Origin of the sequence: Pseudarthrobacter sp. PS3-L1, assembly GCF_030063285.1 — a bacterium.
Taxonomy (GTDB): Bacteria; Actinomycetota; Actinomycetes; order Actinomycetales; family Micrococcaceae; genus Arthrobacter.
Genome location: NZ_JASISU010000003.1, coordinates 507,908 through 531,027, shown reverse-complemented (window position 1 = coordinate 531,027; position 23,120 = coordinate 507,908). Strand labels below are relative to the sequence as shown.

General features: G+C 60.7%; 24 protein-coding genes. 15 read left to right on the top strand and 9 right to left on the bottom strand.

The annotated features are described in order from the left end of the window. The first annotated feature begins 46 nt into the window (after nt 1-46). Nucleotides 47-916, top strand: a complete 870-nt coding sequence (locus QMG79_RS10395; RefSeq protein WP_283538513.1) for a DUF1295 domain-containing protein — start codon at nt 47-49, stop codon at nt 914-916. A gap of 91 nt (nt 917-1,007) precedes the next feature. Here the strand turns inward: QMG79_RS10395 and QMG79_RS10390 are convergent, their stop codons facing one another. Beyond that, nucleotides 1,008-1,394: a DUF5997 family protein gene (locus QMG79_RS10390; protein WP_283538512.1), complete on the bottom strand. Its 387-nt coding sequence runs from the start codon at nt 1,392-1,394 to the stop codon at nt 1,008-1,010. A gap of 67 nt (nt 1,395-1,461) precedes the next feature. Between QMG79_RS10390 and QMG79_RS10385 the strand changes: the two genes are divergently transcribed. Next, a complete protein-coding gene (locus QMG79_RS10385) occupies nt 1,462-2,211 on the top strand; it encodes a LysR family substrate-binding domain-containing protein (RefSeq protein WP_502934728.1) in 750 nt (249 codons plus the stop codon). 23 nt (nt 2,212-2,234) lie between these two features. Further along, complete coding sequence (locus tag QMG79_RS10380; protein ID WP_283538510.1) at nt 2,235-2,420, top strand: hypothetical protein; 186 nt, start codon at nt 2,235-2,237, stop codon at nt 2,418-2,420. A gap of 145 nt (nt 2,421-2,565) precedes the next feature. Here QMG79_RS10380 and QMG79_RS10375 read toward each other — a convergent pair whose 3' ends face one another. Further along, entirely contained in the window at nt 2,566-3,822 is a 1,257-nt protein-coding gene (locus QMG79_RS10375) for a D-arabinono-1,4-lactone oxidase (RefSeq protein ID WP_283538509.1), read from the bottom strand. A gap of 323 nt (nt 3,823-4,145) precedes the next feature. Between QMG79_RS10375 and QMG79_RS10370 the strand changes: the two genes are divergently transcribed. After that, nucleotides 4,146-5,303, top strand: a complete 1,158-nt coding sequence (locus QMG79_RS10370) for a GGDEF domain-containing protein (protein WP_283538508.1) — start codon at nt 4,146-4,148, stop codon at nt 5,301-5,303. Nucleotides 5,304-5,344: 41 nt separating this feature from the next. Here the strand turns inward: QMG79_RS10370 and QMG79_RS10365 are convergent, their stop codons facing one another. Both QMG79_RS10365 and QMG79_RS10360 read right to left on the bottom strand, forming a co-directional pair. Continuing rightward, complete coding sequence (locus QMG79_RS10365; RefSeq protein WP_283538507.1) at nt 5,345-6,451, bottom strand: GTP pyrophosphokinase; 1,107 nt, start codon at nt 6,449-6,451, stop codon at nt 5,345-5,347. A gap of 94 nt (nt 6,452-6,545) precedes the next feature. Then, nucleotides 6,546-7,535, bottom strand: a complete 990-nt coding sequence (locus QMG79_RS10360) for a LacI family DNA-binding transcriptional regulator (protein ID WP_283538710.1) — start codon at nt 7,533-7,535, stop codon at nt 6,546-6,548. A gap of 272 nt (nt 7,536-7,807) precedes the next feature. Here QMG79_RS10360 and uriH point away from each other — a divergent pair, with 272 nt between their 5' ends. From uriH to QMG79_RS10315, 9 genes are all read left to right on the top strand, one after another. Continuing rightward, entirely contained in the window at nt 7,808-8,836 is a 1,029-nt protein-coding gene (gene uriH, locus QMG79_RS10355; protein ID WP_283538506.1) for a uridine-preferring nucleoside hydrolase UriH, read from the top strand. Further along, a complete protein-coding gene (gene uriT, locus QMG79_RS10350; protein WP_283538505.1) occupies nt 8,837-10,270 on the top strand; it encodes a uridine transporter UriT in 1,434 nt (477 codons plus the stop codon). Then, a complete protein-coding gene (locus QMG79_RS10345) occupies nt 10,267-11,241 on the top strand; it encodes a ribokinase (protein ID WP_283538504.1) in 975 nt (324 codons plus the stop codon). Before uriT ends, QMG79_RS10345 begins: the two co-directional genes overlap by 4 nt. Before the next feature lie 73 nt (nt 11,242-11,314). Next, a complete protein-coding gene (locus tag QMG79_RS10340) occupies nt 11,315-11,899 on the top strand; it encodes a histidine phosphatase family protein (RefSeq protein ID WP_283538503.1) in 585 nt (194 codons plus the stop codon). A gap of 174 nt (nt 11,900-12,073) precedes the next feature. Then, nucleotides 12,074-12,877 carry an alpha/beta hydrolase gene (locus QMG79_RS10335; protein WP_283538709.1) on the top strand — a complete coding sequence of 268 codons (804 nt, stop codon included), beginning with the start codon at nt 12,074-12,076 and terminating at the stop codon, nt 12,875-12,877. 39 nt (nt 12,878-12,916) lie between these two features. After that, entirely contained in the window at nt 12,917-13,852 is a 936-nt protein-coding gene (locus tag QMG79_RS10330; protein WP_283538502.1) for a carbohydrate kinase family protein, read from the top strand. 194 nt (nt 13,853-14,046) lie between these two features. Beyond that, nucleotides 14,047-14,667, top strand: a complete 621-nt coding sequence (locus QMG79_RS10325; RefSeq protein WP_283538501.1) for a TasA family protein — start codon at nt 14,047-14,049, stop codon at nt 14,665-14,667. An 82-nt stretch (nt 14,668-14,749) separates the two neighbouring features. Continuing rightward, on the top strand, nt 14,750-15,391 hold the full coding sequence (locus QMG79_RS10320; RefSeq protein ID WP_283538500.1) for a signal peptidase I: 642 nt from the start codon (nt 14,750-14,752) through the stop codon (nt 15,389-15,391). Between the two features lie 2 nt (nt 15,392-15,393). Continuing rightward, a complete protein-coding gene (locus QMG79_RS10315) occupies nt 15,394-15,786 on the top strand; it encodes a hypothetical protein (protein ID WP_283538499.1) in 393 nt (130 codons plus the stop codon). Nucleotides 15,787-15,816: 30 nt separating this feature from the next. Here QMG79_RS10315 and QMG79_RS10310 read toward each other — a convergent pair whose 3' ends face one another. After that, on the bottom strand, nt 15,817-16,590 hold the full coding sequence (locus QMG79_RS10310; RefSeq protein ID WP_283538498.1) for a response regulator transcription factor: 774 nt from the start codon (nt 16,588-16,590) through the stop codon (nt 15,817-15,819). A gap of 156 nt (nt 16,591-16,746) precedes the next feature. Here QMG79_RS10310 and QMG79_RS10305 point away from each other — a divergent pair, with 156 nt between their 5' ends. Then, nucleotides 16,747-17,175 carry a hypothetical protein gene (locus QMG79_RS10305; RefSeq protein WP_283538497.1) on the top strand — a complete coding sequence of 143 codons (429 nt, stop codon included), beginning with the start codon at nt 16,747-16,749 and terminating at the stop codon, nt 17,173-17,175. 63 nt (nt 17,176-17,238) lie between these two features. On the opposite strand, the gene QMG79_RS10300 is transcribed toward QMG79_RS10305, so the two are convergent. From QMG79_RS10300 to QMG79_RS10290, 3 genes are read right to left on the bottom strand one after another with little or no spacing between them, the layout of a single operon-like run. Continuing rightward, the gene (locus QMG79_RS10300; protein ID WP_283538496.1) at nt 17,239-18,162 is read right to left on the bottom strand and encodes a carbohydrate ABC transporter permease; all 924 of its coding nucleotides are present in this window, start codon (nt 18,160-18,162) and stop codon (nt 17,239-17,241) included. Beyond that, nucleotides 18,162-19,049, bottom strand: a complete 888-nt coding sequence (locus tag QMG79_RS10295) for a carbohydrate ABC transporter permease (protein ID WP_283538495.1) — start codon at nt 19,047-19,049, stop codon at nt 18,162-18,164. Before QMG79_RS10295 ends, QMG79_RS10300 begins: the two co-directional genes overlap by 1 nt. Before the next feature lie 19 nt (nt 19,050-19,068). Then, nucleotides 19,069-20,328 (bottom strand): ABC transporter substrate-binding protein, encoded by a 1,260-nt coding sequence (locus QMG79_RS10290; RefSeq protein ID WP_502934727.1) that lies wholly within the window; start codon nt 20,326-20,328, stop codon nt 19,069-19,071. A 126-nt stretch (nt 20,329-20,454) separates the two neighbouring features. Here QMG79_RS10290 and QMG79_RS10285 point away from each other — a divergent pair, with 126 nt between their 5' ends. Then, nucleotides 20,455-21,690 carry an ROK family protein gene (locus tag QMG79_RS10285; RefSeq protein WP_283538494.1) on the top strand — a complete coding sequence of 412 codons (1,236 nt, stop codon included), beginning with the start codon at nt 20,455-20,457 and terminating at the stop codon, nt 21,688-21,690. Between the two features lie 3 nt (nt 21,691-21,693). Here QMG79_RS10285 and nhaA read toward each other — a convergent pair whose 3' ends face one another. Next, complete coding sequence (gene nhaA, locus QMG79_RS10280; protein WP_283538493.1) at nt 21,694-23,031, bottom strand: Na+/H+ antiporter NhaA; 1,338 nt, start codon at nt 23,029-23,031, stop codon at nt 21,694-21,696. Nucleotides 23,032-23,120: the final 89 nt, after the last annotated feature.

The following is a 23,120-nucleotide window of genomic DNA, read 5'->3' as shown; positions in this document are numbered from 1 at the left end:
ATCCAGGAACGCTGCAGAACGTAAAACACATCTTGAAGGGATCACCGTGTCCAAGGACGGTAACAAAAAGCTGCTGATAGTAACGCCACTGGTTGTGGTTGTTGCCGCCCTGGTGGCGTGGGCTGGCAGCCAAGGCGGTGCGGACATTGGCGGCATCCCCACCTTTGCCCTCGCGGTTATCGCCGTGTTCGTTGTTCAGTGGCTTGTCTTCATCCCCTCGTTCAGGGCGCAGACAGAAAAGTTCTATGATCTGACCGGATCTCTGACCTACATCACCATTACGCTTTTGCTGGTGGTTCTCACCCCGGGCGTTGATGCCCGCGCGCTGCTCCTGGCAGCCCTGGTCCTGATCTGGGCCGGACGCTTGGGAACGTTCCTGTTCAAGCGTGTGAGCAAGGCCGGGAAAGACGACAGGTTTGATGACATCAAGCCCAACTTTGTGCGGTTCCTTAACGTCTGGACCGTTCAGGGCCTGTGGGTGACCCTCACTGCAGGAGCGGCATGGATTGCAATCGCCTCGTCCACGCGCGTGTCCCTGGACTGGGTGGCAGTTGTGGGGCTGGTGGTCTGGATCATCGGGTTCGGAATCGAGGCTGTTGCTGATTCCCAGAAGCGGGCCTTTGCCGCAGACCCCCAGAACAAGGGGAAGTTCATCTCCAATGGACTCTGGTCCAAGTCCCGGCACCCCAATTACTTTGGAGAGATTGTCCTCTGGCTCGGGGTGGCCATCATTGCCCTGCCGGTTCTTGAGGGCTGGCAGTGGGTGGCCTTGGTGTCGCCGGTTTTTGTCGCCCTCCTTCTGATCAAGATCAGTGGGGTGCCAATGCTTGAAAAGAAGGCCGACAAGAAGTGGGGCGGTCAGGATGACTACGAGGCCTACAAGAAGAGCACACCGGTCTTGATCCCGAAGCTCTAGGGCTCCGCACCTGCCAGCCCCTTGTCCAGGGGCTGGCAGTGGGGAATCTCTTGGGTAGCGAATGCCGCAGGCACGTGCCCGCAACCAGGGGCTACTTTTTGGCTGCCTTTGCTTCTGCCTGTTCCTTGACGCGCTGGGCTTCAGCACGGACGGCGGCGTGCGTGGAACGCTCGGTCACCAGCCATGCCGGTGGGGCCTGGAGCAGAGCGGTGATTTCCGCCGTCGTGAGGGCTTCTTCGATACCGCTGCGGCTGAGGCCGCTGATGGATATGTTCAGCTTCTGGGCCACCACCGGACGGGGATGCGGCCCCGTGCGGCGAAGTTCAGCGAGCCACTCAGGAGGTGTTGCCTGGAGGGCAGCAAATTCCTCGCGGGTAATGCTGGACTCCTGGAACTCCTGGGGTGTTGCGGGCAGGTAGAGGCCAAGTTTTTTGGCAACGGTGGCCGGCTTCATGGACTGGGAGTTGGCGGATGTCATGGCTCTAGGATATCCGCCCCTGCGGTGGTGCGGCACCCCAACCCCAGACCGGCGGTACTGTGAAGGGGTGAGCGCAGCCGAAGTACCCGAAACGACAGCAGATCCGACTGCTCCCACCGATCAGGAGACTGCCCGGGTGTTGCGCTTTTCCTATGTTGCCGGCGTGACGCCGGGCAAGTGGATTCGGCGCTGGGAAGAACGCATGCCGGACATCGCCGTGGAGGCGTTTATGGCCGACGACAGCGGACAGGAGCAGGCGCTACGGGACGGTTCGGCAGACCTCGGTTTTGTCCGTCTGCCGGTAGAGCGGGAGGGCCTGAGTGTCATTGCCCTCTATGAAGAACAGCCGGTGGTGGTGGCCCCCAAAGGGCACGAAATCTCGGTTTTCGAGGGCGTGGACGCCGCTGACCTGACGGCGGAGACGTTCCTTGACGTTGATGAACTGGGCGGACCCGCCATGGCCTTGCAGGTGGTGGCATCGGGTGCCGGGCTGGTGATTCTCCCCATGTCTGTGGCCAGGCACTTCAACGTCAAGGACACTGTGTACCGGCCACTGAGCGGAGCGGACCCGACGCAGATCGCGGTTGCATGGCTTTCGGAGTCAACGGACGAAGTTATCGAGGAGTTCATTGGCATAGTCCGCGGCCGGACGGCCCAGAGCTCCAGGCAGCCGTCGGCCAACCAGGAAAAACCCAAGCGTGAACCTAAGCCCGACCGGCGGGCTGTTCCTGTCAAGAAGCCTAAGGTCGCCCAGCGATATGCTCCGAATCCGGACAAGGGCAGGGGCAAGGGATCGCGGAAAAAAGGGAAGCGTTGAGAGTGGATCGCTAGCCTGAGGGCATGGCCTTTGATCAGGCCACCGCCGGGCTTGCCGCTGAATCTATGGCCCGGTTCGGTTCCATTGATCAGGCTAGCCCGCTGGACTGCGCCCTGGCTGCGGCGTGGGCACAGGATTTGGCTGGCACTATCGTCGATGTCGGGCGCGGACCTGGGCCGTGGACAGGCTTCCTGGATCGGCAGGGCTGAGACGTCCAGGGGATGGAAGCCGTCGTCGTTCCTCTGGTGGCGTCCACCCCGCCCGTTGCCCGTCGTTGCACGGTATTGGCAAGCGTGGCGAGGGATGACCCTGATCCAAGTCCCCACGGAGCCTGGCGGTAGGGCCTGCATGCATTCAGCGGGTGCTGGCCGCCTGGACGCCGAAAATAGCGTCAAGTAGTGGATTGCGGAATTTCGCTTCCGGGTCGTTTGCCGCTGCGCGGGCACGAAAGTCCGCGAACCGCGGATAGAGCAGCTCGAAGTCGTAACTTGTTGGCGTGAAGAGCTTGCCCCAGTGCGGACGTGAGCCGAAAGGCCGTAGAGCGTCCTCCAGTTCGGGTAAAAATGCCTCGACCTCAGCCTGCAGCAACTTCCAGGTGAAGTGGAATGCCACGCTTTGCTGCTGATAGAACGGGCTGAGCCAGAAATCGTCGGCTGCGCCTGTCCGGATTTCCGAGATGAAAAGCAGAGGGGAAAGCTTGCCTGCCAATTTCTGGATCGCCGTAATCGCGGCAGGAGCATGCTCAAGGGGCAGGATGAATTCACTCTGCAGCTCATCGCCATTGCTCGGTGTGAACTCGTGGCGAAAATGGGGAAGCCGGTCCAGCCAGCGCCCAGGCTGATCCATTTGTTGCGTGCAGTTTTCGGCACTCATGTCTGGTAGCGGGTGCCGGGCGACGGTGGCAGCACGCGCCCCGAAGAGGTCTGTCAGGGCGGGCTCATCAGCCGTTGCCTTAAGCCAGACCTGGGCGATATTGGGTCCCGAATAGTCGGTGAATAGGCTGACGCTGTAGGCGCTCGAGACCAGCGCCGGAAAGTTGTCCAGAGCCGCCGCCCAGGGCAGATCCTCGAAAACCCGTTGACGCATGAGGAAGCTGGGAACAACTGCCAAGTCAACTGCCGTGACTACTCCGAGCGCACCAAGGCCAACAACACTTGAAAAGAAGGCATCGCCGTCGCTAGGCGTCAGCCTGACCTGCTCTCCCGACGGCCGGATCAGTTCAATGGCCTGGACGGCACCGGCAAGCGCCTGATTGTTGACGCCGGAGCCATGCGTTCCGGTCTGGATTGCACCAGCTACGGAAATGTGCGGGAGTGACGCGAGGTTATGGATGGCGAGCCCGCCGTCCTCAAGTACACGGCACAGCGTTCCGTAGCTGATACCGCCACCTACTCTCACACTCTGCCGGTTCTCGGCGATGGTGATCTCTTGGGGAAGGCCGTCCAACAAGACGTGCGTGCCAACGGTATCGCCCACCCGGCTAAAAGAGTGGCGGGAGCCCAGTGCTTTGACGGTAGCAGCGCTGGCAACAACGTCAGTGAGGGTCGCCAGGGATTCAGGCCGCACAATGCGTGCGGCGGAGTACTCAAGGTTTCCTGCCCAGTTCTTCATTGAGATGCGTCGACCTTCCGATGAGGGGTGTGGAGCTCGCTCTTGAATGAAACTTTACATCGTTGTACACATGAGGGCCCGGAAACATGGTTCGACTGGTAGGGAATGCTGCCCTACTGCCCTCCTGCAATGGCAGAAAGTCCTCTCCACAACGGTCTGTATATTCTTCAGAGAGTATATTTCGATGGACAGGACTTTCTGCAGGCCCGTCATCTTACCCACGGGTTTGGCTGCGTACGTGACAGGGAGTGGTCATCACGGTGCAGTGTCAGCGGTGAGGTGTAATACTTTGTCTGGAAGACATTCGGCTGGGGAGTGACTGCATGCTATTGGACGAAGCGACGCTTCGGGTTGCCTTTGGTGTTTTGGCAGCCTCTCTCGGCCTGCTGTTCTTTTTTTCGTCGTATCTTCACACTAAATCTGCCTTTAGCGGCTGGTGGTGCTCTGGACTCCTGCTCTACCTCTCAGGGTCGGCCGCGTTCCTTTTTGACGGAACACCGCAACAGCTTTGGGCAAATCCTCTCGGTGGCGCATTGCTCGTGGCAGGTTGCACCTGTGTCTGGTATTCGGCCCGGTCCCTGCGGACACGGAAGATGCCCCTCTGGGCATTCATCGTCATACCAACGTTGACGCTCATGGCTGGAACCCTTGATTCCCCCGCTACCAACACGTGGGCAGGTGGCAGGGTATTCCTGATTTCGATGGGAACCACAATGGGCTTGGCGGCGTGGGAAATATGGAAGCTGGAACCGGGTTATAGCCGGGAGCGCATCCCCCTTGGGCTGGCGGCGAGTTGCCTCTCAGCCTTCTATCTTTCCCGTGGCGTGGCATTCATGGTGGTCGGGCCCAATTCCGATTTTTTTCTGGCCTGGTTCGGCACGGCACCTACAACACTTCTGACGATGGTTCTCCTGGCCGTTGTCTCTTTCAGTATGTCTGGGCTCAGCAACGAGCAACAGAACAGGGATCTCCAGGAAAAGGCATCCCTGGACGGACTGACAGGGCTGCTTAACCGGAGCGCCTTCCTGGAACAGGCCGAACGTCAGTTGCGGACCAAGAAGTTTAACGGCGCACGGTCAGCCGGGGCGCTGATTGTTGCCGACCTTGACCACTTCAAAATGATCAACGACACGTTTGGGCATGCGGCCGGAGACATAGCGCTTGCTGCGTTTGCGGATGTCTGCCGCGATAACTTCAGGAGTTCAGACCTGGTATCCCGCTACGGTGGCGAGGAGTTTGTGATCCTGCTACCCGGAATATCTGCGGACCGTGCGCAGAGCCTTACCCAGATGATCAGCGCGTCCCTGGCCAGAGTGTCGGCGCGGGACGGGATAACGCTCCCCACCGTAAGTTATGGAATCGCCATGTACGACGCCACGAAAAATGACCTCAAAGCCTTGATTTCCTCGGCTGACGAGGCCCTCTACGAGGCAAAAGCCCAAGGACGAGACCGGGCCATCCTGGCGACACGGGACCTGTAGGGGACCGCTCGACCAAGGCGCCGGTACTGCGCGATACCTGCCTAGTCCTGGGCCTGCCGGTACCGTTCAATCTGCTTGAGCCGGCGCTGTAGGCTGTCCCGCCTAGGATGTGGCACGACATCTGGCGCTTCAGCTGTGAGGTCTACGTGCTTGGTGCCGTACTGCCAGAGCAGAAGATCATCAAGCAGGCGGTCAGGGCCGGGGGAATACCGATGATCAAGGGCGCGACGGACGTCGGTAATGCGATCCGCGCTCAGGAGCCCGGCAAGCTGGACAGTCTGGTTGAGTCCGTGGGCGGCCATGAGTTCCGCAGCCCAGCCCCAGTCGTCGTCGACTTTCCGGTCAACGTGCGGCAGGAGCGTCCGCCAGACGTCCCGGATGCGATTGGGTGTCAGCTGCGCAGCCCCTTCCCCCTCCGTGTCCCAGAAGCTCTGCACTTCCTCGTAGCGTTCGTGCAGGTCGGCAAATGCTCCCTCCACGGTTTCCAGCATGGCGGCGGTGGCCGTGAACTGCCTGTCAAAGTGCGGGGTCCACGCGCGCGGGTCTTCTGCCTTAAAGCGGATGTCATGCTCAATTTCGCTCCAGGCATGGGCGAATACCGTACGGATCTGGCACTCAAAGAAGTAGCTGCCGTTGGGGGAGCCCTCCATGTTGAACGTCTGCTGGTACTCCTTGACGGCGTCGTTCTGCAGGGTTCGCAGGATCAGGTGCCGGCTTGAGTAACCGTACGTGCCGGATTCGATGGAACCGATGTCTTTTTCGCGGTCTCCACGGCAGTCAAACAGGTGGCGTTGGCGCTTGATGATGTTGGCTACCACAGCATTTTCGGCGGGAAGCTTTGTAATCACGCGGATGCCCACCATGTCATTAAGCGTGCGGAAGGGATCTGGGAACTTCAGGACCGGGTCCCCGCCCGGTTCCAGGGATTCTTCGATCCTGGAAATTTTTTCGCGGAACGATTCGACAGTCTTGGTTCGGCCCGTCACAAAAAGGGGAGTGACCTCGCTGCCCTTGAGTATGGTCCGCAGTGTCAGCAGGACGTCCCGCGTGACCAGCTTCAGCGCGGGCCGGACACGTTCGTACAGCTCAACATTCTCCTGCACAGATGCACGCAGTGCGGGGTCCAGGCGCCCCCAGTTAGTAGCCATGGAACCAGCATACGGTGAGGCCCTGACTGAGGTGGCTCCAACGGGTGGAACATGGTGGAAAGCCGGAAGATCAGTTCAGGTTCATACTGCAAACCTACGGTGCGCTGACGGATGTTGAGCGGCGGATGAGCAGGGATGTTTCTAGGGTGACCTGCGATTGTGCCAGCATTTCCCCCAGCATGAGGCGGCGGAGCTGATCGCCTGCCTCGAAGCCTAGCGACTCTGCCGGGAGATGGACGCTGGTAAGGCCAGGATTGCTGGTGGCCGAATACGGCAGGTCATCGAATCCCGCAACAGCAAGGTCTTCAGGGATGCGCACGCCTGTAACGCGTGCCTCCTGCAGGACCCCGTACGCGTGGGTATCAGTTCCACAGACGACGGCGGTGACGCCCGCACGCGCCCACGCCGGCCAGGTGGAGGCAAAGGCCGCCGCGGCCGCCCCCACATCGATGGTGGTCCCGATAATGCGGTCTGGGGCGACGTGGATACCCAGGGTTGCAGCAGCAGTGAGGAAGGCTTCCCGGCGCAGGGTAAAGGTGTCCGTTCCTGTCACGCTGTCCAGGTAGGCGACGGTTCGGTGGCCCTCTGCAGCCAGATGGGCGGCTAGTTCGCGGGCACCGAACGCGACGTCGAGATTGACTGAGGGCGCGTAGCTCTCGAGCCCAGGCGCATCGAGGAGGACCAGGGGAATGGAGGCAGAGAGATCTTCCAGGAACCGGGCATTAGGAGCATCCACCAACAACCCGGCGGGCCGGAGTGAGAGCAGGCGCCGAATGTCGTCAGCCTGCGGAAACGATCCTGCGTCAGTGACGGACAGGAGCACCTGGTAATCAGCGCCGAGGGCCTGGCGCACTCCGTCGATCACCTTCGCAAAAAATGGATTAGAAATATCGGGAGCTACCAGCAGGACCAGCGAGCTGACTCCCTTGGCCAGTGAACTGCCTATTCCATCGACGACATAACCCAGTTCTTGGATGGCTGCACGGACTCGGACCACGTTGTCCTCTGAGACCCTGCCGGCAGTCTTGCCGTTGGCCACGAGCGAAACGGTCGCAGCGGAGACCCCTGCCCGGGCTGCAACCATGGCAGCCGTGACCCTGTGGGGGCGGACCGGCTTTCCGGCAATGGGGGGTTCGTCGCGATGCTCAAGTCTGTCGGCTGCATCCTGCCGGGGATCCCCAGATTCCATCCCTCGATCCTAAGGGGCTTCCGCAGGAATTTTTCGGATGAGGAAGTCAAGCACTTTACGCATCTACGTTAAGCGCTTGACGTCGCAGTGTCTCGGATGCCATGATCAGCCTGACTGTTTTAGCCCCTGCCTCGGGCAGGCCCCAATGACGTGGAGATTGAATAATCGTGGATTCCCACCGCACTGTTGCTGCACCCAAAAAAATCATCCTGGACTGCGATCCCGGCCACGATGACGCTGTTGCCCTGTTGCTGGCACATGGCAATCCTGACATTGACCTGTTGGCCGTCACAACTGTGGTGGGTAACCAGACCCTTGAGAAAGTTACGCGCAACGCGCTGGCAGTGGGGACCATTGCGGGGATCACCGGAGTGCCCTTCGCTGCAGGCTGTGCCCGACCGCTGGTCCGCACTATTGAGACAGCTCCGGAGATCCACGGTGAATCCGGAATGGACGGGCCAGAGCTGCCTGAATCCACCATTGAGCTGGACCCACGGCATGCCGTTGACCTAATCATTGACACGATCATGGCCCACGAACCAGGGACCATCACCCTGGTTCCGACGGCTGGCTTGACCAACATAGCCCTGGCGGCCCGCAAGGAACCCAAGATCGTGGAACGCGTGAAGGAAGTTGTCCTGATGGGTGGTGGCTACCACACCGGCAACTGGAGCGCAGTGGCGGAATTCAACATCATCATTGACCCCGAGGCCGCCCATATTGTGTTCAACGAGAAGTGGCCCGTGGTGATGGTGGGTCTGGATTTGACCCACCAAGCACTTGCAACCCCCGAAGTAGTCAGCAGGATCGCGGCACTGGACACGGCGCCCGCCCGCTTTGTCCGGGAACTCATGGACTTTTTTGCTGCTGCCTACAAGGACGCACAGGGCTTTGACTACCCGCCAGTCCATGATCCCTGTGCCGTGGCATATGTAATAGACCCCAGTGTCGTCAAGACCCGCAAGGTTCCCGTCAACATCGAGCTACAGGGCACCCTCACCCTGGGGATGACAGTTGCCGACTTCCGTGCCCCCGCACCAAAGGACTGCACTACCTCTGTGGCCACAGAACTGGACCATGAAAGGTTCTGGGACCTTGTCACGGATGCCCTGGTCCGGATCGGGGATCCGCAGGCCAGCACAAGTAGTCCAGAACCCACCCAGCGCAAAGACGCGCTGACCGGAAGCGCACAGTAAATGACAACCTTCACTACAGCCAAAACCACGACGACGAATAGCGGCAACGTCGCCGCGTTGATGGTGGCCCTGTTGGCAGCCTGCGTGGCGTTCCAGCTTAATGCTTCAATGCTCAGCCCGGCCCTTGTCACCATGGGGGAAGAACTCAAAGCTGACCAGGCCGTCATTGGGCTCTCGCAGACGTGGTTCTTCACTGCGGCGGCACTGTTCTCCCTCTTCCTGCCAAGGCTCAGCGACATCGTTGGGCGTAAAAAAATCCTGATCGGCATGATGGCCTTGATGGCCATCGGCTCCGTCATAGCCGCACTGGCACCCGACGTCTCTTGGCTTTTTGTGGGCCGCATCATCCAGGGCGTCAGCGGACCTACCGTCCCGCTATGCCTGATCATGCTCCGTTCTGCCGTCACAAATCCCCGCAAGTACGGCACCCTGATGGGCCTCATCACTGCCGTTAACGGTGGAGTTGCTGGCGTCGACTCCTTTGTTGGCGGGTACTTCGCTGAGAACTTCGGTTTCCGCAGCATCTTCTGGCTTATGGTGGGCCTGGCCTTGGTGGCTACAGTCCTGATTGTGGTCCTGGCGGGAGAAAGCAGGCCAGCTGCCGGAACCTCCATGGACTGGCTGGGTGTCTTCTTCATTGTCGTCGCAGTGGGTGCCTTGCTGACGGCACTCAACGAAGCCACCAAGCTGGTAGGCGGGTTCAGTGTGGAGGTGCTGGTGCTCTCCACGATTTTGCTGGTCGTTGCCGGTGCAGCGTTCTTCGCGTTCTGGACTGTCGAGAAACGCGCACGGGAACCAATGGTGGAGATCAGGCACCTGCGCCAGCGTGCCACCTGGGCGCCCCTGCTGACCACAACCCTGACCATGACGGGCATTTTCGCAGTGATCAATGGGATTGTGCCCGCGTACGTTCAGGCAGCTGCACCTGGTTTTGGTGTTGGCCCCACCGAAATGGCGCTGCTCATCCTGACGCCCTACGCACTGCTTGGCTGGATTGTGGGCCCCCTCAGTGGCAGGCTCGCTCCCGTCCTCGGCTACACAAGAGTTCTTCGTCTCGGCCTGGTGGGCAGCCTGGTTGCACTGGCCCTCATTGCATTCTTTGGCCTGGGCAGCCTTCCCCTGATGATTGTTGGCACCGTGCTGCTCGGCGTCACGTATGCAGGTACTGTCAACATCATGCTCAACGGCTTGGGCGTTGTGCTCTCACCTGCCGGTAACCCAGGTTTCCTGCCGGGAATGAATGCTGGAGCGTTCAACCTTGGTGCGGGCCTGAGCTTCCTTGTGCTGCCCGCTGTCCTGGTGGCAACATCGACCCTGGGTGACACCAGGGCCTCATACTTCAGCGTGGTTCTAGTAGGACTGGTCATCACCGTGGCAGCCCTGGCCGCGTCCCTCCTGATCCCCCAACCTGTTGAAGCAGAGGTCACCGAATGAACCACCCAGTAGCTGGAACCGACGGCGGAATCGTGGTGGTCGGATCCCTCAATGCTGATCTCACCATTTATTGCGAGCGTCTGCCGTTGCCTGGCGAGACAGTCCACGGCAATGGATTTGCGGTCAATCCTGGCGGCAAAAGCGCCAACCAGGCTGTTGCGGCCAGCCTTCTGGGCGGCAACGTTCGCCTGATTGGCGCTGTAGGTAAGGATTCCAATGGCGAGATGCTGTTGGCCTCCACCCGGAGGGCCGGAGTAGACGTTTCGGGGGTCCTGACGTCCACTACCGAAGCCACTGGCGTTGCAGTTATTGCTGTTGACGCTGCGGGAGAGAACAACATCATCATTTCCGCCGGTGCCAATGGATCGCTCTCCCCTGCGGATATCGCGGCCGCAGGGGAGACCTTCACGGGAGCGTCAGTGGTGTGCCTGTGCCTGGAGGTTAAACCTGAGACTGTGGTGGCAGCTGCCCAGGCAGGGCACGATGCAGGTGCGCGTGTCCTGCTCAACCTCTCGCCGTATGCAGAGATCCCGGAAGAGTTGGCTGCCCTGGCCGATGTACTTCTCGTAAACGCCCATGAGGCTGCACTATTCCTGGGCGCAGACAGCTCTGCAATGCCAGACGATGATGCTTCCACCCACGATTGGGATGCTGTGCGTCGGCGTTTTGATGAACGCGGCATGCACCGTGTCTTGGTGACGTTGGGCGCCAATGGTTCGGTGGTGCTGGATTCGCACGCCGACGGCGGCATGGTCACCCGGATTGCGCCGACACACGTCACTCCGGTGGACACAACCGGGGCCGGCGACGCGTTCACGGGTGCTGTCGCAGCCCGCTTGGCAGGAGGCGAGACGTTGGCAGATGCTGCCCTTTTTGCCTCTGTGGCCGCAGCTTTGGCTACTACCAAAAAAGGCACGCAGGCTGCCTACCCTTCGGTTGCTGACGTGGCGAAATGCCTGCGGGGGCAGTAAAGGACCAGGGGTCACCATGCGCCCAACGGTTGGTCGAATCGGCGTGCACATGCCGGTGCGGGACAATGGGACCATGAGCTTCACAACGTTTGCCCTCATCCGCCATGGCCAGACGGACTGGAATGCGGAGGCCAGAATCCAGGGTTCCACCGATATTCCCCTCAATGGTGTGGGCCGTGGGCAGGCGAGGGACGCTGTCGCGGCACTGCCGGGAAATGACTGGGATGTCATCGTCTCCTCGCCCCTGAGCCGTGCTGCCGAAACGGCTGATCTGATCGCTGCTGGACTGGGACTCAGTGTCGCCAGACGCCTTCCAGGCTTGGCGGAGCGTAGCTACGGACTGGCCGAAGGTATGCAGGACGGGCCTGCACTCGATAAGATCCGAATCCCCGGTGGATTCCTGGAGGCGGAAACCCAAGAATCAACAGCCTTGCGGGGACTGGCTACCCTGGAGGAACTGGCTGAGGAGTTTCACGGCGGCAGGGTCCTGGTGGTGGCACACGGGACACTGCTCCGCGCGGCACTGAGCAGCGCACTGGGAAGCGAGCTGGGAAAAATCGATAATGCTGCCCTTAACCTTGCCCATCACCACAGGACTGACGGCTGGAAGCTTGAGTACTTCAATGGCCAATGGCTGGTTGCTGCAGTGCGCGACTGATCCCCTACTTGCGGCTCGCAATCCGCGCCTCCATGGTGCTCCCTGTAGGCTCTGGACATGACTGGGCTGCGGCGACGCACTTTCCTGCACCGGATGGTGCTGGGTGCCGGCTCCGCCGCAGCCGTGGGGGTAAGTTCAGTTTCCTGCTTACCGCAGGGAGCGGAGGAGGCATCGTTGAAGAGGCATAAGTATCACTATGGAGAGGACCCCAGCCAGTGGGGTGAGCTCTTCCTCCCTGATCGATCAGGGAGTGCCCCGACTCGTGGGGCCGTGATCGTGATCCACGGTGGTTACTGGCGTTCGCAGTACGGGGCAGAGCTCGGCGAGCCGTTGGCCAAGGATCTTGCGGCCCATGGAATGGCTGCCTGGAACCTGGAATACCGTCGGGCCGGAAATGGTGGGGGCTGGCCTACAACCTTTGACGACATCCTTTCCGGGATCGACAAGCTCGGCGATATAGCAGGTGAGCACGGCATCGAACTCGGGCCTGTGGTGGCGCTGGGCCATTCCGCAGGCGGTCATCTTGCTGCCTGGGCTGCCGGACGCGACAGGCTGGGCAGCCTCGGACTTCCCGACGCTGACAGGCAGCTGAAGCCACGGGACAGCGGGCATGCCCTGCACCTGACCGGGGTGGTGAGCCAATCTGGCCTGCTCAATCTCGGGGAAGCGGAGAAGCTGGACCTCAGCAACGGTGCTGTCAGTAACCTGCTGGGCGGTTCTGCAACCAGATACCCCGTCCGGCACAGGTACGCAGACCCCATGACAGCTATCCCATTGCCGGTCCCGGTCTATGCCGTTCACGCGATGGAGGACAGTACCGTGCCCATCGGCCAGTCGGAGTCCTACGTCACGGCAGCACGGAATGCCGCAGGTTTTGCCTCGTTGCTCAAAGTGACAGGGGATCACTTCGATCTCATTGACACCAAGTCCCCTGCATACCGCAAGTGCCGCGAGCTGGTGCAGTCGCTTATGGCGTAAGGAACGAAGCTTTCGTCAACTTTCTGGCAGAGTATGGACATGCTTACTGTTATTGGCGAAGCCCTGGTTGACGTTGTCCAACGCACCACTGGAATTGCAGCCCACGTGGGTGGCAGCCCGCTGAACGTGGCCGTTGGCCTGGCGCGGCTTGATCACCCAGTGCAGTTTGTGGGCCGCTACGGCCGCGATGCCTACGGGGATTCTGTGGCTGCCCACGTCAAAGCGAGTTCCGTACTCCTGCCGCAAGGTCCCGACGATCACCCGACCAGTGTGGCCACGGCACTGATTGACGACGACGGTGCAGCCTCATATACGTTCGACCTGCTCTGGGAGCTTCCGGGGTTGGCGACCCGGCTGGATTTCATGTTGCAGGGTACAACGCTGCTCCATACCGGCTCCATTGCCACCATGCTGGAACCAGGCGCCAGCGATGTTTTTTCGGCTGTGATGCAGGCACGGCCGCTGGCGACCATCAGCTACGATCCCAACTGCCGTCCCAGCATCATCAACGACGTTGAGTATGCGAGGGATCAGGCCGAGAAATTCGCTCGGCTCGCGGATGTCATCAAGGCCTCAGATGAGGACCTCCAGTGGCTCTATCCGGGGGAAGACCCGCTGGACGCGGCACGCCACTGGCTCACCCTGGGTGGTGAGGAGGGGCCTGCGTTTGTGGTGGTGACTCGAGGCGCTGAAGGCCCATGGGCCGTCAGCGCCGCCGGGGAGACCCAGATTGCGGCTCCCCGGACGGACGTTGCGGACACGGTGGGCGCCGGCGATTCCTTCATGGCTGCGTTGCTTTCCGGTGTAGTGGACCGCGGACTGGATGGAGTCCAGAATCGCGCTGCGCTGCGCTCGCTGCCACTGGCTGATCTGACCGAGTTGTTGGGGCACGCGGCAACCGCGGCCGCGATCACGGTGTCCCGGCCGGGAGCAAACCCGCCCAGTCGGGGAGAGTTGCTCGCAGCGCAAGGCTGATTCATGTAAGGCCCACGCCCACCGCGTGAGGTACCCGTGTGAGTTGTTGATCTTGAAGAACTCTTGAAGTTTTCTTGTGAGTTGGTGTGGTCTGGGCTTGAACTACGGGCGGCAAAGTTGTTCTTGTCAGCCAAAGGGCTGGCCCAAACACTCTGCAGGCCACCTGGCCGGCCATCACGAAACGGATCACCACCATGGGTCGCAAACTCAAGTCCACCACCAGCAAAGTCCTCGCTTCCGTAGCACTGGTGGGTGCAGCCGCGAGTGTGGCCGGCCTGGGTACCTACGGTGCCTTCACTGGAACCACCAGCGCCAGTGAGACTGTTTCCTCAGGTACCGTCAACGTTGCCCTGGGCGCTTCCGGCACAGCCGCGAACCGCCTGAGTGTTGCCTCCACTGGGCTTGTTCCGGGTGACACCATCCAGCGTGCCGTGACCCTGTCCAACACCGGCAACCAGAACCTGGCCGCCGTCACGCTCAGCACCGTAGCCGCACCGTCCTCCAAGCTGGACACTGACGCAGTCAATGGCCTTCAGCTGGCTATCGACGCCTGCTCCGTCCCGTGGACAGAAGCTGGCGCTTCACCCGCCCTGACCTACACGTGCAGTGGAACCGTCACCACCGTCCTGGCTTCACGTGCGGTTGTGGGAGCTAACCTGCCGCTGGCCGGGTTGAACTCCCTGACAGCTGCTGCCGTGGACAACCTCCGCGTCACAGTGGTTCTTCCCACCGCTGCAGACAACACCTTTCAGGGCCTCTCCGACACTGTTGCCTTCAACTTCACCGCGACACAGCGCACCGCGACCAACAAGTAGTTGTTCCGAGGCGCGGCACGGATGCGCAGCAGTATCTGTGCCGCGGAAAATATTCCACCTAGAGATGTGAACCGAGGACAGCATGACCACTGAGACATTTCCGCTGACAGGACGACGCGCAGCAGCTAGAACGCACAAGCCGCTGGGCGCAAGGGTTCAGCGGGCAGTCGGACCCTGGGCCAGGATAATGGCCAAGGTTGTGCTCATCAGTTTCATGGTGCTTGCTGCCGCGGCATTCCTCTTCCTGGCCGTTGGGCCGCGGCTGCTGGGCTACCAGACATCCACCATGCTGACCGGATCCATGGCCCCCATGATCAATCCGGGAGACGTCGTGGTCAGTGTGCCGACTCCGGTAGCAGAACTCACGGTGGGAGATGTAGTCACCTATCACATCCCGGTCGATGACCACCGGATCGAGACCCACCGCATTATCGATGTGAGCACTGCTGCTGGAACCACCACTGTCCAGACCAAGGGTGATGCCAACAATGGCGCAGATCCCTGGACTGCGACAATGTCCGAGGACCACGCCTTCACCACTGTGGCTGTTATTCCGCACCTGGGTGACGCGATCCGCACCCTGCGGTCCCCCGCCGTGGGCAAAGCGCTGCTGTATGGCGCGCCGGCACTGCTTGTCCTCCTGCTCCTGTCCAGCATCTGGGCCCGCCCCGAAACTGACGACGCTGCCGTGGAGGGAAAAATCGCCGGACCGGCCGCCAGCTGACCATGGATGCCCATCACATCACTGCTGGTGTGGCGGACGGAGTGGGCCGGGCATCCGTGCTGGATCGCAGCATGGTGGACCACCTCGGTGAAGAGCTTGGCTCGCAGCAGGCAGCACTGGAGATCTGTGCGCTGTTCCTGAAGATGCTGCCAGGCAGGGTGCAGGCAATTGCCGACAACCTGGCTGCTGGTAGGCCGGAGGCCGCGAGGATTGCCGCTATGTCCTTGGGCACAACAGCCGCAATGATAGGCGCCCGTCGGATGGAGCGGCACGCAGGACACATCAGTGTGAGCCTCAGGGGTGGGGCTCTGGCGCAGGCCCAGGACGCTGCAGTGCACCTGGTATCGGAGGCGGTGCTTCTGGCTGGCGAACTGAAGCAGTTGCTGGAGCCATAGTCTGCGGAGCACTGCCGGTGGCAGGGGAGGCTAGCGTTGGACCGCCTGGGGAACCAGCCCATAACCGACACCGCGGACCGTCCGGATTATCTGTGCCGTTGTCCCACTGGTGCGGATTTTACGGCGCAGATTGCCAATATGTACTTCCACCAGATGCTCGTCGGTGGCCCATTCGTCACCCCAGACAAGTCGCAGGAGCGACTCCCTGGTCCATACCCGCCGAGGAGCTCCAATAAAAGCAGCGAGGAGGTCAAACTCGGTGCGCGTCAGAGTCACTTCGTCTCCGGAGACGTGGACTGTCCGGGACTCGAGATCCAGGCTGACAGGACCGTGTATGGCAGCTGGCGCAGCGTGTGTGACCGGAGGCTGGGTGGAAGCGGCCTGCGGTTTTGCCGTGGCGCCGTCGTCCCCTTCAGTAAGTCCCTGCCGTGGGCGGCGGAACATTGCCGTGATGCGAGCCTGCAGGGATCGTGGGCTGAAAGGTTTGGTGACAAAGTCGTCGGCGCCGATCTGAAGACCCATGAGCTCGTCGATCTCATCAACCCGTGCGGTAATCATGACGACGTAGGCGTCGGAGAAATTCCTCAGGCGTCGGCAGACTTCCGTGCCGTCCAGGTCTGGAAGGTTCAGGTCAAGTGTGACCAGGTCAGGGCTGTGTTCGCGGATCCGTGCCAGACCGTCAACCCCGTTTGAGGCCACCACAACATCAAATCCCTGCATGCTCAGGGTCCTGGTCAGGAGGAGCCGAATGTCCTCGTCATCCTCGACTATGACGGCTCTTCGGTCTATCGATTCGCTACCCATGCACCAACCCTTTCAGATATTTGGCCCACGGTCTTGTCACAGGCCGTGGCTGGATGGCAATTCTTGAGGAAAACTTGAACTGCCGGCAGGGCGACGTTGAGGCCAAAACGACAGAATGGAGTCAAGGGAATCTGCAACGAAAGGCACCGGCACCACATGGGGACCATTGGACAATCACGAGCGTCACAGCGCGCGCGCCGCATTGTGGCTGTCTTGCTGGTGGCCTTTCTCCTGGTGACCATTCCTTCCATTGCCCAGGCTGCGTTCCAGGCGACGGCGTCCGGATCGCTGAGTAGTTCCACCTACGTGATCCCCGCGCCCGCAAGTATCGCCGGAAGCTACACGTGCGGAACCCGTCCCAGTAGCTTCAATCTGAGCCTGACGGGCTACGGCAAAGTTGCTCGCGCCACGGGTTATCGGCTCACTGTCACTGCCCCCGACGGAAGCTCCACGACGCAAAATCTCACGGGTGACACCGCTACCCTGAACAAGACCTCGGCTTCAGCCGGCGTCTACACCCTGACGTTGCGGGCCATGGTCGGCACGTGGACAGGGGCGGCGCTGAGCAGGACCTACACCTGCTGACAGAACCTCACTGGGACTCAGGAAGACGGGGTGGAACCAACCGCCTAAAGCCAGTGGTGGTTACTAGCCCTTGACGGCGCCCTGCGTTACGCCTTCCATCACCCACCGCTGGGTGAAGAGGTAGACGATGATGGCCGGTGCCATCGCCATCAAGTAGGAGGCAAACGACACGTTGTAGTTGTTGCTGAACTGCGTCTGGAAGATGCTCTGCACGACGGGGAGAGTTTGCAGGGCGGGGTCAGAGGTGATCAGTGACGGCATCATGAAGTCGTTCCAGGACGCCAGGAAAGCGAAGATCCCCACGGTGGCGCTCATGGGTGCCAGGAGCGGAAAGATCAGCTGCCAGAACGTCTGCCAGGTGCTCGCCCCATCGATCCGGGCACTTTCTTCCAGTTCCGCAGGAATGGAGCGCAGGAATGCGGTAAAGAGCAGGATGCTGAAGCTGAGCTGGAACATGATGTGCAGCAGGATCACCCCGGCAGGGTTGTCCAGGCCAGCGAGGCCGGTGAGCTGGATCTGCGGCAGCGCGACAACGGGGAACGGGATGAACATGGCCGCGAGCAGGTAGAAGAACGAGTAGCGGAACAGCTTGCGATCCCAGTTGCGGGAGATCGCGAAAGACGCAAGGGCTCCGAGGATCACAGTGCCCACCACAGTGCAGACGGTAATGATGACGGTTACCGTGAAGGCTGCCGGGAAGTTTGTCAGGGTCCACGCCGTAACAAAGCCATCCACGCTGAAGGGGGCAGGCAGGGAAAAGGCGTTGCCGTCCACTGCTTGCGCCTGTGTTTTGAAGGCCATGGAAAGGGTGACGTACAGGGGCACAATGACCGTCACGGCGCAGAGGATCAGCACAGTTGTCAGCGGCCAGTTGACCTTGTCGCCCCGGCTCCGCGGCGCCCTCTCGGCTTTCTCCGGTGTCCCTGTGGTTGCGGCCCCCACGGCGTCTGTGGCGCCGTCGGCCCGTGGTGTGTTCATGAGCGTCATCAGAGTGCGTTCCTTCCGCGGGTGATGCGAAGTTGAATTAGTGAAATGACCACAACAATGATGAAGAACATGGCTGCGTTCGCCATTTGGTATGCATAGTCACCGCCGGTGAAGCCGGTCACGATGGTCATGGGAATACTTCGCGTTGCGGTGCCCGGCCCGCCATTGGTGAGGCCCACAATCACGTCGTAGGCATTGAGGAAGTTCTTGAAGCCAAGCAGGACGTTGATCACGATGTATCCGGCAACGAGCGGAAGTGTGATCCGAAGAAGCTGAGCAATTTTTCCGGCCCCGTCCAGGTCTGCCGCTTCATAGACATCGCCGGGGATGGCCAGCAACCCTGCAATGTAGATGAGTAGAGTTCCGGGAATCGCCTGCCAGGTAGTAACAAGCACGACGCCGACCCACGCCAGATCGGGGTTGGCCAAGATGCTCTCGCTCAGCCAGCTGGTACCCGTGGCCTGCCCCAGGACAGGAAGTGAATTGGAGAAGAGAAAATTGAAAACAAACGCGATGATGATTCCGGAGATCACCATCGGGATGACGAAGATGGCGCGGAGGCCGGTCTTCATCTTGATTTTTCCCGTGAGACCTACGGCCAGGAGGAACGCAAGGACGTTGACCAACACCACTGTCACGGCGGCAAAGCCGAAGGTGAACAGGTAGCTGGACAGGACGGCGGGATCAGAAAACAGCGCCACGTAGTTGATGAGTCCGACGAATTCCCAATCGCCGAAACCTATGGAATTGGTGAAGCTGAAGAAGATTCCAATGATGGCCGGCACGGTAATGGCCAGCGTGAAGAGCACTAGGCTCGGGACCAGGAACGCGTAGTAGATGCCTTCTACCTTGCGCTTGGGACGCGGTGGGACAGGTGTTGTTGTCATCGCCTCTACTTTCTTTCCGTCAGCGGCGGAGCGCCAAGCGCGCCCAGTCGGCGTCGAGGGTGCTCAGTGTTGAGGTGACATCGCCACCCACGGCGATCCCCTGAACGTAGTTTTCGGTCGGTATGGTCAGTGGAATTGCCTTTGATGCGCCCTGGTAGAAATCGCCAGATTCGTAGTATTCCTTCATGCCGAGAATTCGTGGGTCGGTGGCGGGGGCTGCATCCACAGTGGTGCCGTAGCCCAGTTGGGCGGCGTTGTACTTGTCCACGACATCCTGCTGGAACAGGTAGCTGAGGAATGCGCGGGCCGCGTCCTTGTGCTTGGAGTCCTCCGGGATCCAGGCTGCGAGGTCAATGTTGACTCGCACTTGAAGATCGTCCGGGTTGTTCGTCATAGGCAGGGGAAAAGTGCCCAGGGGCAGGTCCGGGGAGGTCTTGGCGATTTCACCAAATGCCCAGGGTCCCTGCATGTACATGGCGGCCTCACCATTGGCAAACGCCAGGTTGCCATCACCGTAGCCCTTGCTGGCGGCGTCCGGGTTGGTGTAGTTGTCAATCAGCTCTTGCATCTGCGTGACGGGCTTTTCGAAGTCCTTCTGGAATGACGCCGCGGAATTCGGGCCAACCTCGGTGCCCTGCGCATTCATCTGCTCGTAGAACGTGGCAACGTCCACCTCGCCGCCCACTGTGTAATCAAACCATCCCTGCGCAGCAGTCCAGGGGTCCTTGAACGTGCCGTAAAAAGGTGTAATCCCCGCGGCCTTGAGTTTCTCGCAGACCGCAATGAGTTCGTCATAGGTGGTGGGCACCTCCAGGCCCTGGTCTTCGAAGATCTTTGTGTTGTAGATGACCGAGGCCGCCATGACCGAGTACGGCAGGACACTGGTCCGCCCGGGATACGTGGCGTACTGGTCCACCAGGTCCTGGACTTCCGGAAGAATGCGTTCCGCTTCTGGCATGTCGGAGAGGTCACTGAGCGCCCCACGTTCCATGAAGCGGGCCATCTCCATGTTGTAGTTGAGCAGCCCCAGGTCCGGTGGGTTTCCCCTGAGGAATCCGGCCTGCAGGTTCGCGGACGAATCAAGGATTACCTCGACGTCGTCGTTGGAGGCGTTGTACTCCTTGATCAGCTCCCTGAAGTACGGGATGGCTTCGGGTTTCGACAGATAAAATCTGACGGTTTCTGGCGAGTCTCCTGCGCTGCAGGCTGCCAGGCCCGTTCCAAGCATCAGGATACCCAGGGAGGATGCCAGCACTTTTGCGCTGCGGCGTCGTGGCACGTCATTGTCCTTTCAGGAGCCGATGATGGCATCTTTGTTGTTCCGGAAACTAGATTTAGCTTGCGAATCAACTAGCCTGCGACAATGATGCAATAAAGCAGCGAAGTGGTCAAGGGGTCTGGAACGATGATGGACGTAGGAACCGCAGCACCGCGAGCAAGCCTCCAGGCAATGCTGAACTTCGCATGGGGCCGGCAGGCATTCGTCAGTACCGAGGCGATGGACGCAACAGGGTTGACGCGTTCTACGTCCATTGAGGCGCTGGATGCGCTCATTGACGTGGGCCTCCTGATGGAACTTCCCAACGCCAGAGCCATCGGCCAGTACAGCAAGGGGCGCCCGTCCCGGCGCTTTGCCCTGCGGGCAGATGCTGCGGTAGTGGTGGGGATGGATGCTGGGCGCTCACAGCTGACGACGACGGTGGCGGACCTTTCCGGAGCCACCCTCGCCATGGAGACGCTCCGGCTCGATATCGACAGTGGGCAGCGCGAACGCAGGGTTGCCGTTATTGCCGCCATTGATGCTGCGCTCGCTACTGCGGGCCGTGCGCGTGATGATGTTCTTGCAGCCTGTGTGGGCGTTCCCGCGCCAGTAAATTCCGCTGGCGCTTCGCCTCATCAAGTGGGTGGGTTCTGGCAACGGATGAACCCGGGGCTGCAGGAACTCCTGGAAACCTGGGTTCCGATTGTGCGGATCGAAAATGACGCTTCCCTGGCGGCGCTGGCCGAGGGCAGCGTGGGTGGGGCAGTGGGGCTCAGTGACTTTGTGGTGCTGCTGGCTGGCGACAGGCTCGGGGCCGGAGTTGTCGTCGATGGCCACCTCCTGAAAGGCAAGCACGGTGGGGTGGGCGAAATGATGGCGTTCGACTACGTTTTCGGCGTGGAATCGGCCATTGGAATTGGTCTGCAGCTGACTGACTGGGTACGGGAAGCTGCGGCCGCCAAGGAACTTCCACCCGGGCATTCTTTGGCCGGAATTCCCGTCGTGGAGCTCACTGGACGGATGGTCCTGGATTTGGCCCGCTCTGGCGATCCCTGGGCTCGTGGCCTGGTGGAACGGGCCGGGGCGCTCCTGGCACGCGTAGCTGCAGTTTTTGGCAGCCTCTACGACCCAGAACGGGTCATCGTGGCGGGGGCTGTGGCGGAGGGGCTGGCTGAGGTCCTGGAAGTGGCCCAGAACCTCCTGCCCATGGAGATCAACCTTCCAGCCCCTGAGCTCCGACTGTCCTGCCTGGGTGCCGGTTCCGTGTCGACCGGAGCCGTTGCCGGCGCGCTGGACGCAGCACGCGCCGACGTTCTGAAGCTTGGCGTGCAGGTAGTGCGGGAACGGACTGTGGCCGAGTCTGCTGCAGTCCGTTCCTGAGTGCTAGTTTCCCTGCTGATATACGTCCGGAATGCCGTCATGGTCTGAGTCCACCGCGTCTGACTCTTCGGCAGCCTTGTACTTCTTGTTTCGTGTCACCAACACCGTTGACGCCAAAATGGCTGCGATCAGAGAAGCCGCGAGGATGCCCACTTTTGCGTGCTCATCATGCGGGCTGCCCAGGCCAAAGCTGAGTTCCGCAACAAGAAGCGAGACGGTGAAGCCGATTCCCGCCAACAACGAGACGCCGAAGATATCGATCCACTTGAGGGATTTGTCCAACGTGGCTTTGGTGACTCTTGTGACAAGCCATGTCGTGCCCAGGATTCCCACGGGCTTGCCAAGGACCAGTGCGACAATGATGCCCACGGCGACGGGATCCGTCAGCGCAGAAACAAAACCGTCCCACCCGTCAACAGCGACACCGGCGGAAAAGAACGCAAAAATCGGAACAGCGACTCCAGCCGAGATGGGGCGGAACCGGTGCTCAAAAATTTCGGAGAGTCCAGGGCCGGCGTCCGGGCCACCGGCCTTCTGCGACCGGATCACGGGGATAGCGAAGCCCAGCAGGACACCAGCCACTGTGGCGTGGATGCCGGAAGCATGAACCAGGCCCCACGTAATGAGCCCCAGCGGCAGGAGGATCAACCAGGCGGCCGCGTTCTTGGTACCAAAAAAGAAACGGAATTTCTGCGCCAGGAAGATATACAGCGCCAGTGGGATCAGCGCCAGGAGCATCGGGGTGAACTGCAGGTCGGTTGAATAGAAAACAGCAATGATCGTGATGGCGATGAGGTCATCAACCACGGCAAGAGTCAGCAGGAAAATTCGCAGGGCACTGGGCAGGTGGGAGCCAATAATGGCAAGGACAGCCACCGCAAAGGCGATGTCCGTGGCGGTGGGAATGGCCCAGCCACGCAGGGTCTCCGGGCTGGTGAGGTTGATGACGGCGTAGATGATGGCCGGCACAATGACACCGCCCACAGCAGCTGCCACGGGCACGATTGATTTAGAGATGTCGCGGAGGTCGCCTGCAACAAACTCGCGTTTCAACTCCAGTCCCACGAGGAAAAAGAAGATCGCCAACAGGCCATCCGCGGCCCAGGCGCCCAAGCTCAATTCCAGGTGCCAGGGTTCATACCCGAACGTGAAATCGCGCAGGGCGAAGTAGCTTTCGGAGACGGGGGAGTTGGCCCAGATCAGGGCAATGACAGCAGCAGCAACAAGCAGTATGCCGCCCACTGTTTCTTTCCGGAGGATTTCACCAATGCGGAGGGCCTCGGGGTAGCTTCCACGTCCGAGGACGGAGGGACGTGGGGGAGGTGTAGGTGATTCGCTCACTTTTTATCCTTAAGATGGCATAGCTGATGTACATGCCGACCAGACTTCCCGGCTCACCGCTTGAGAGTCTACTAGAGGCGGATGCTCCC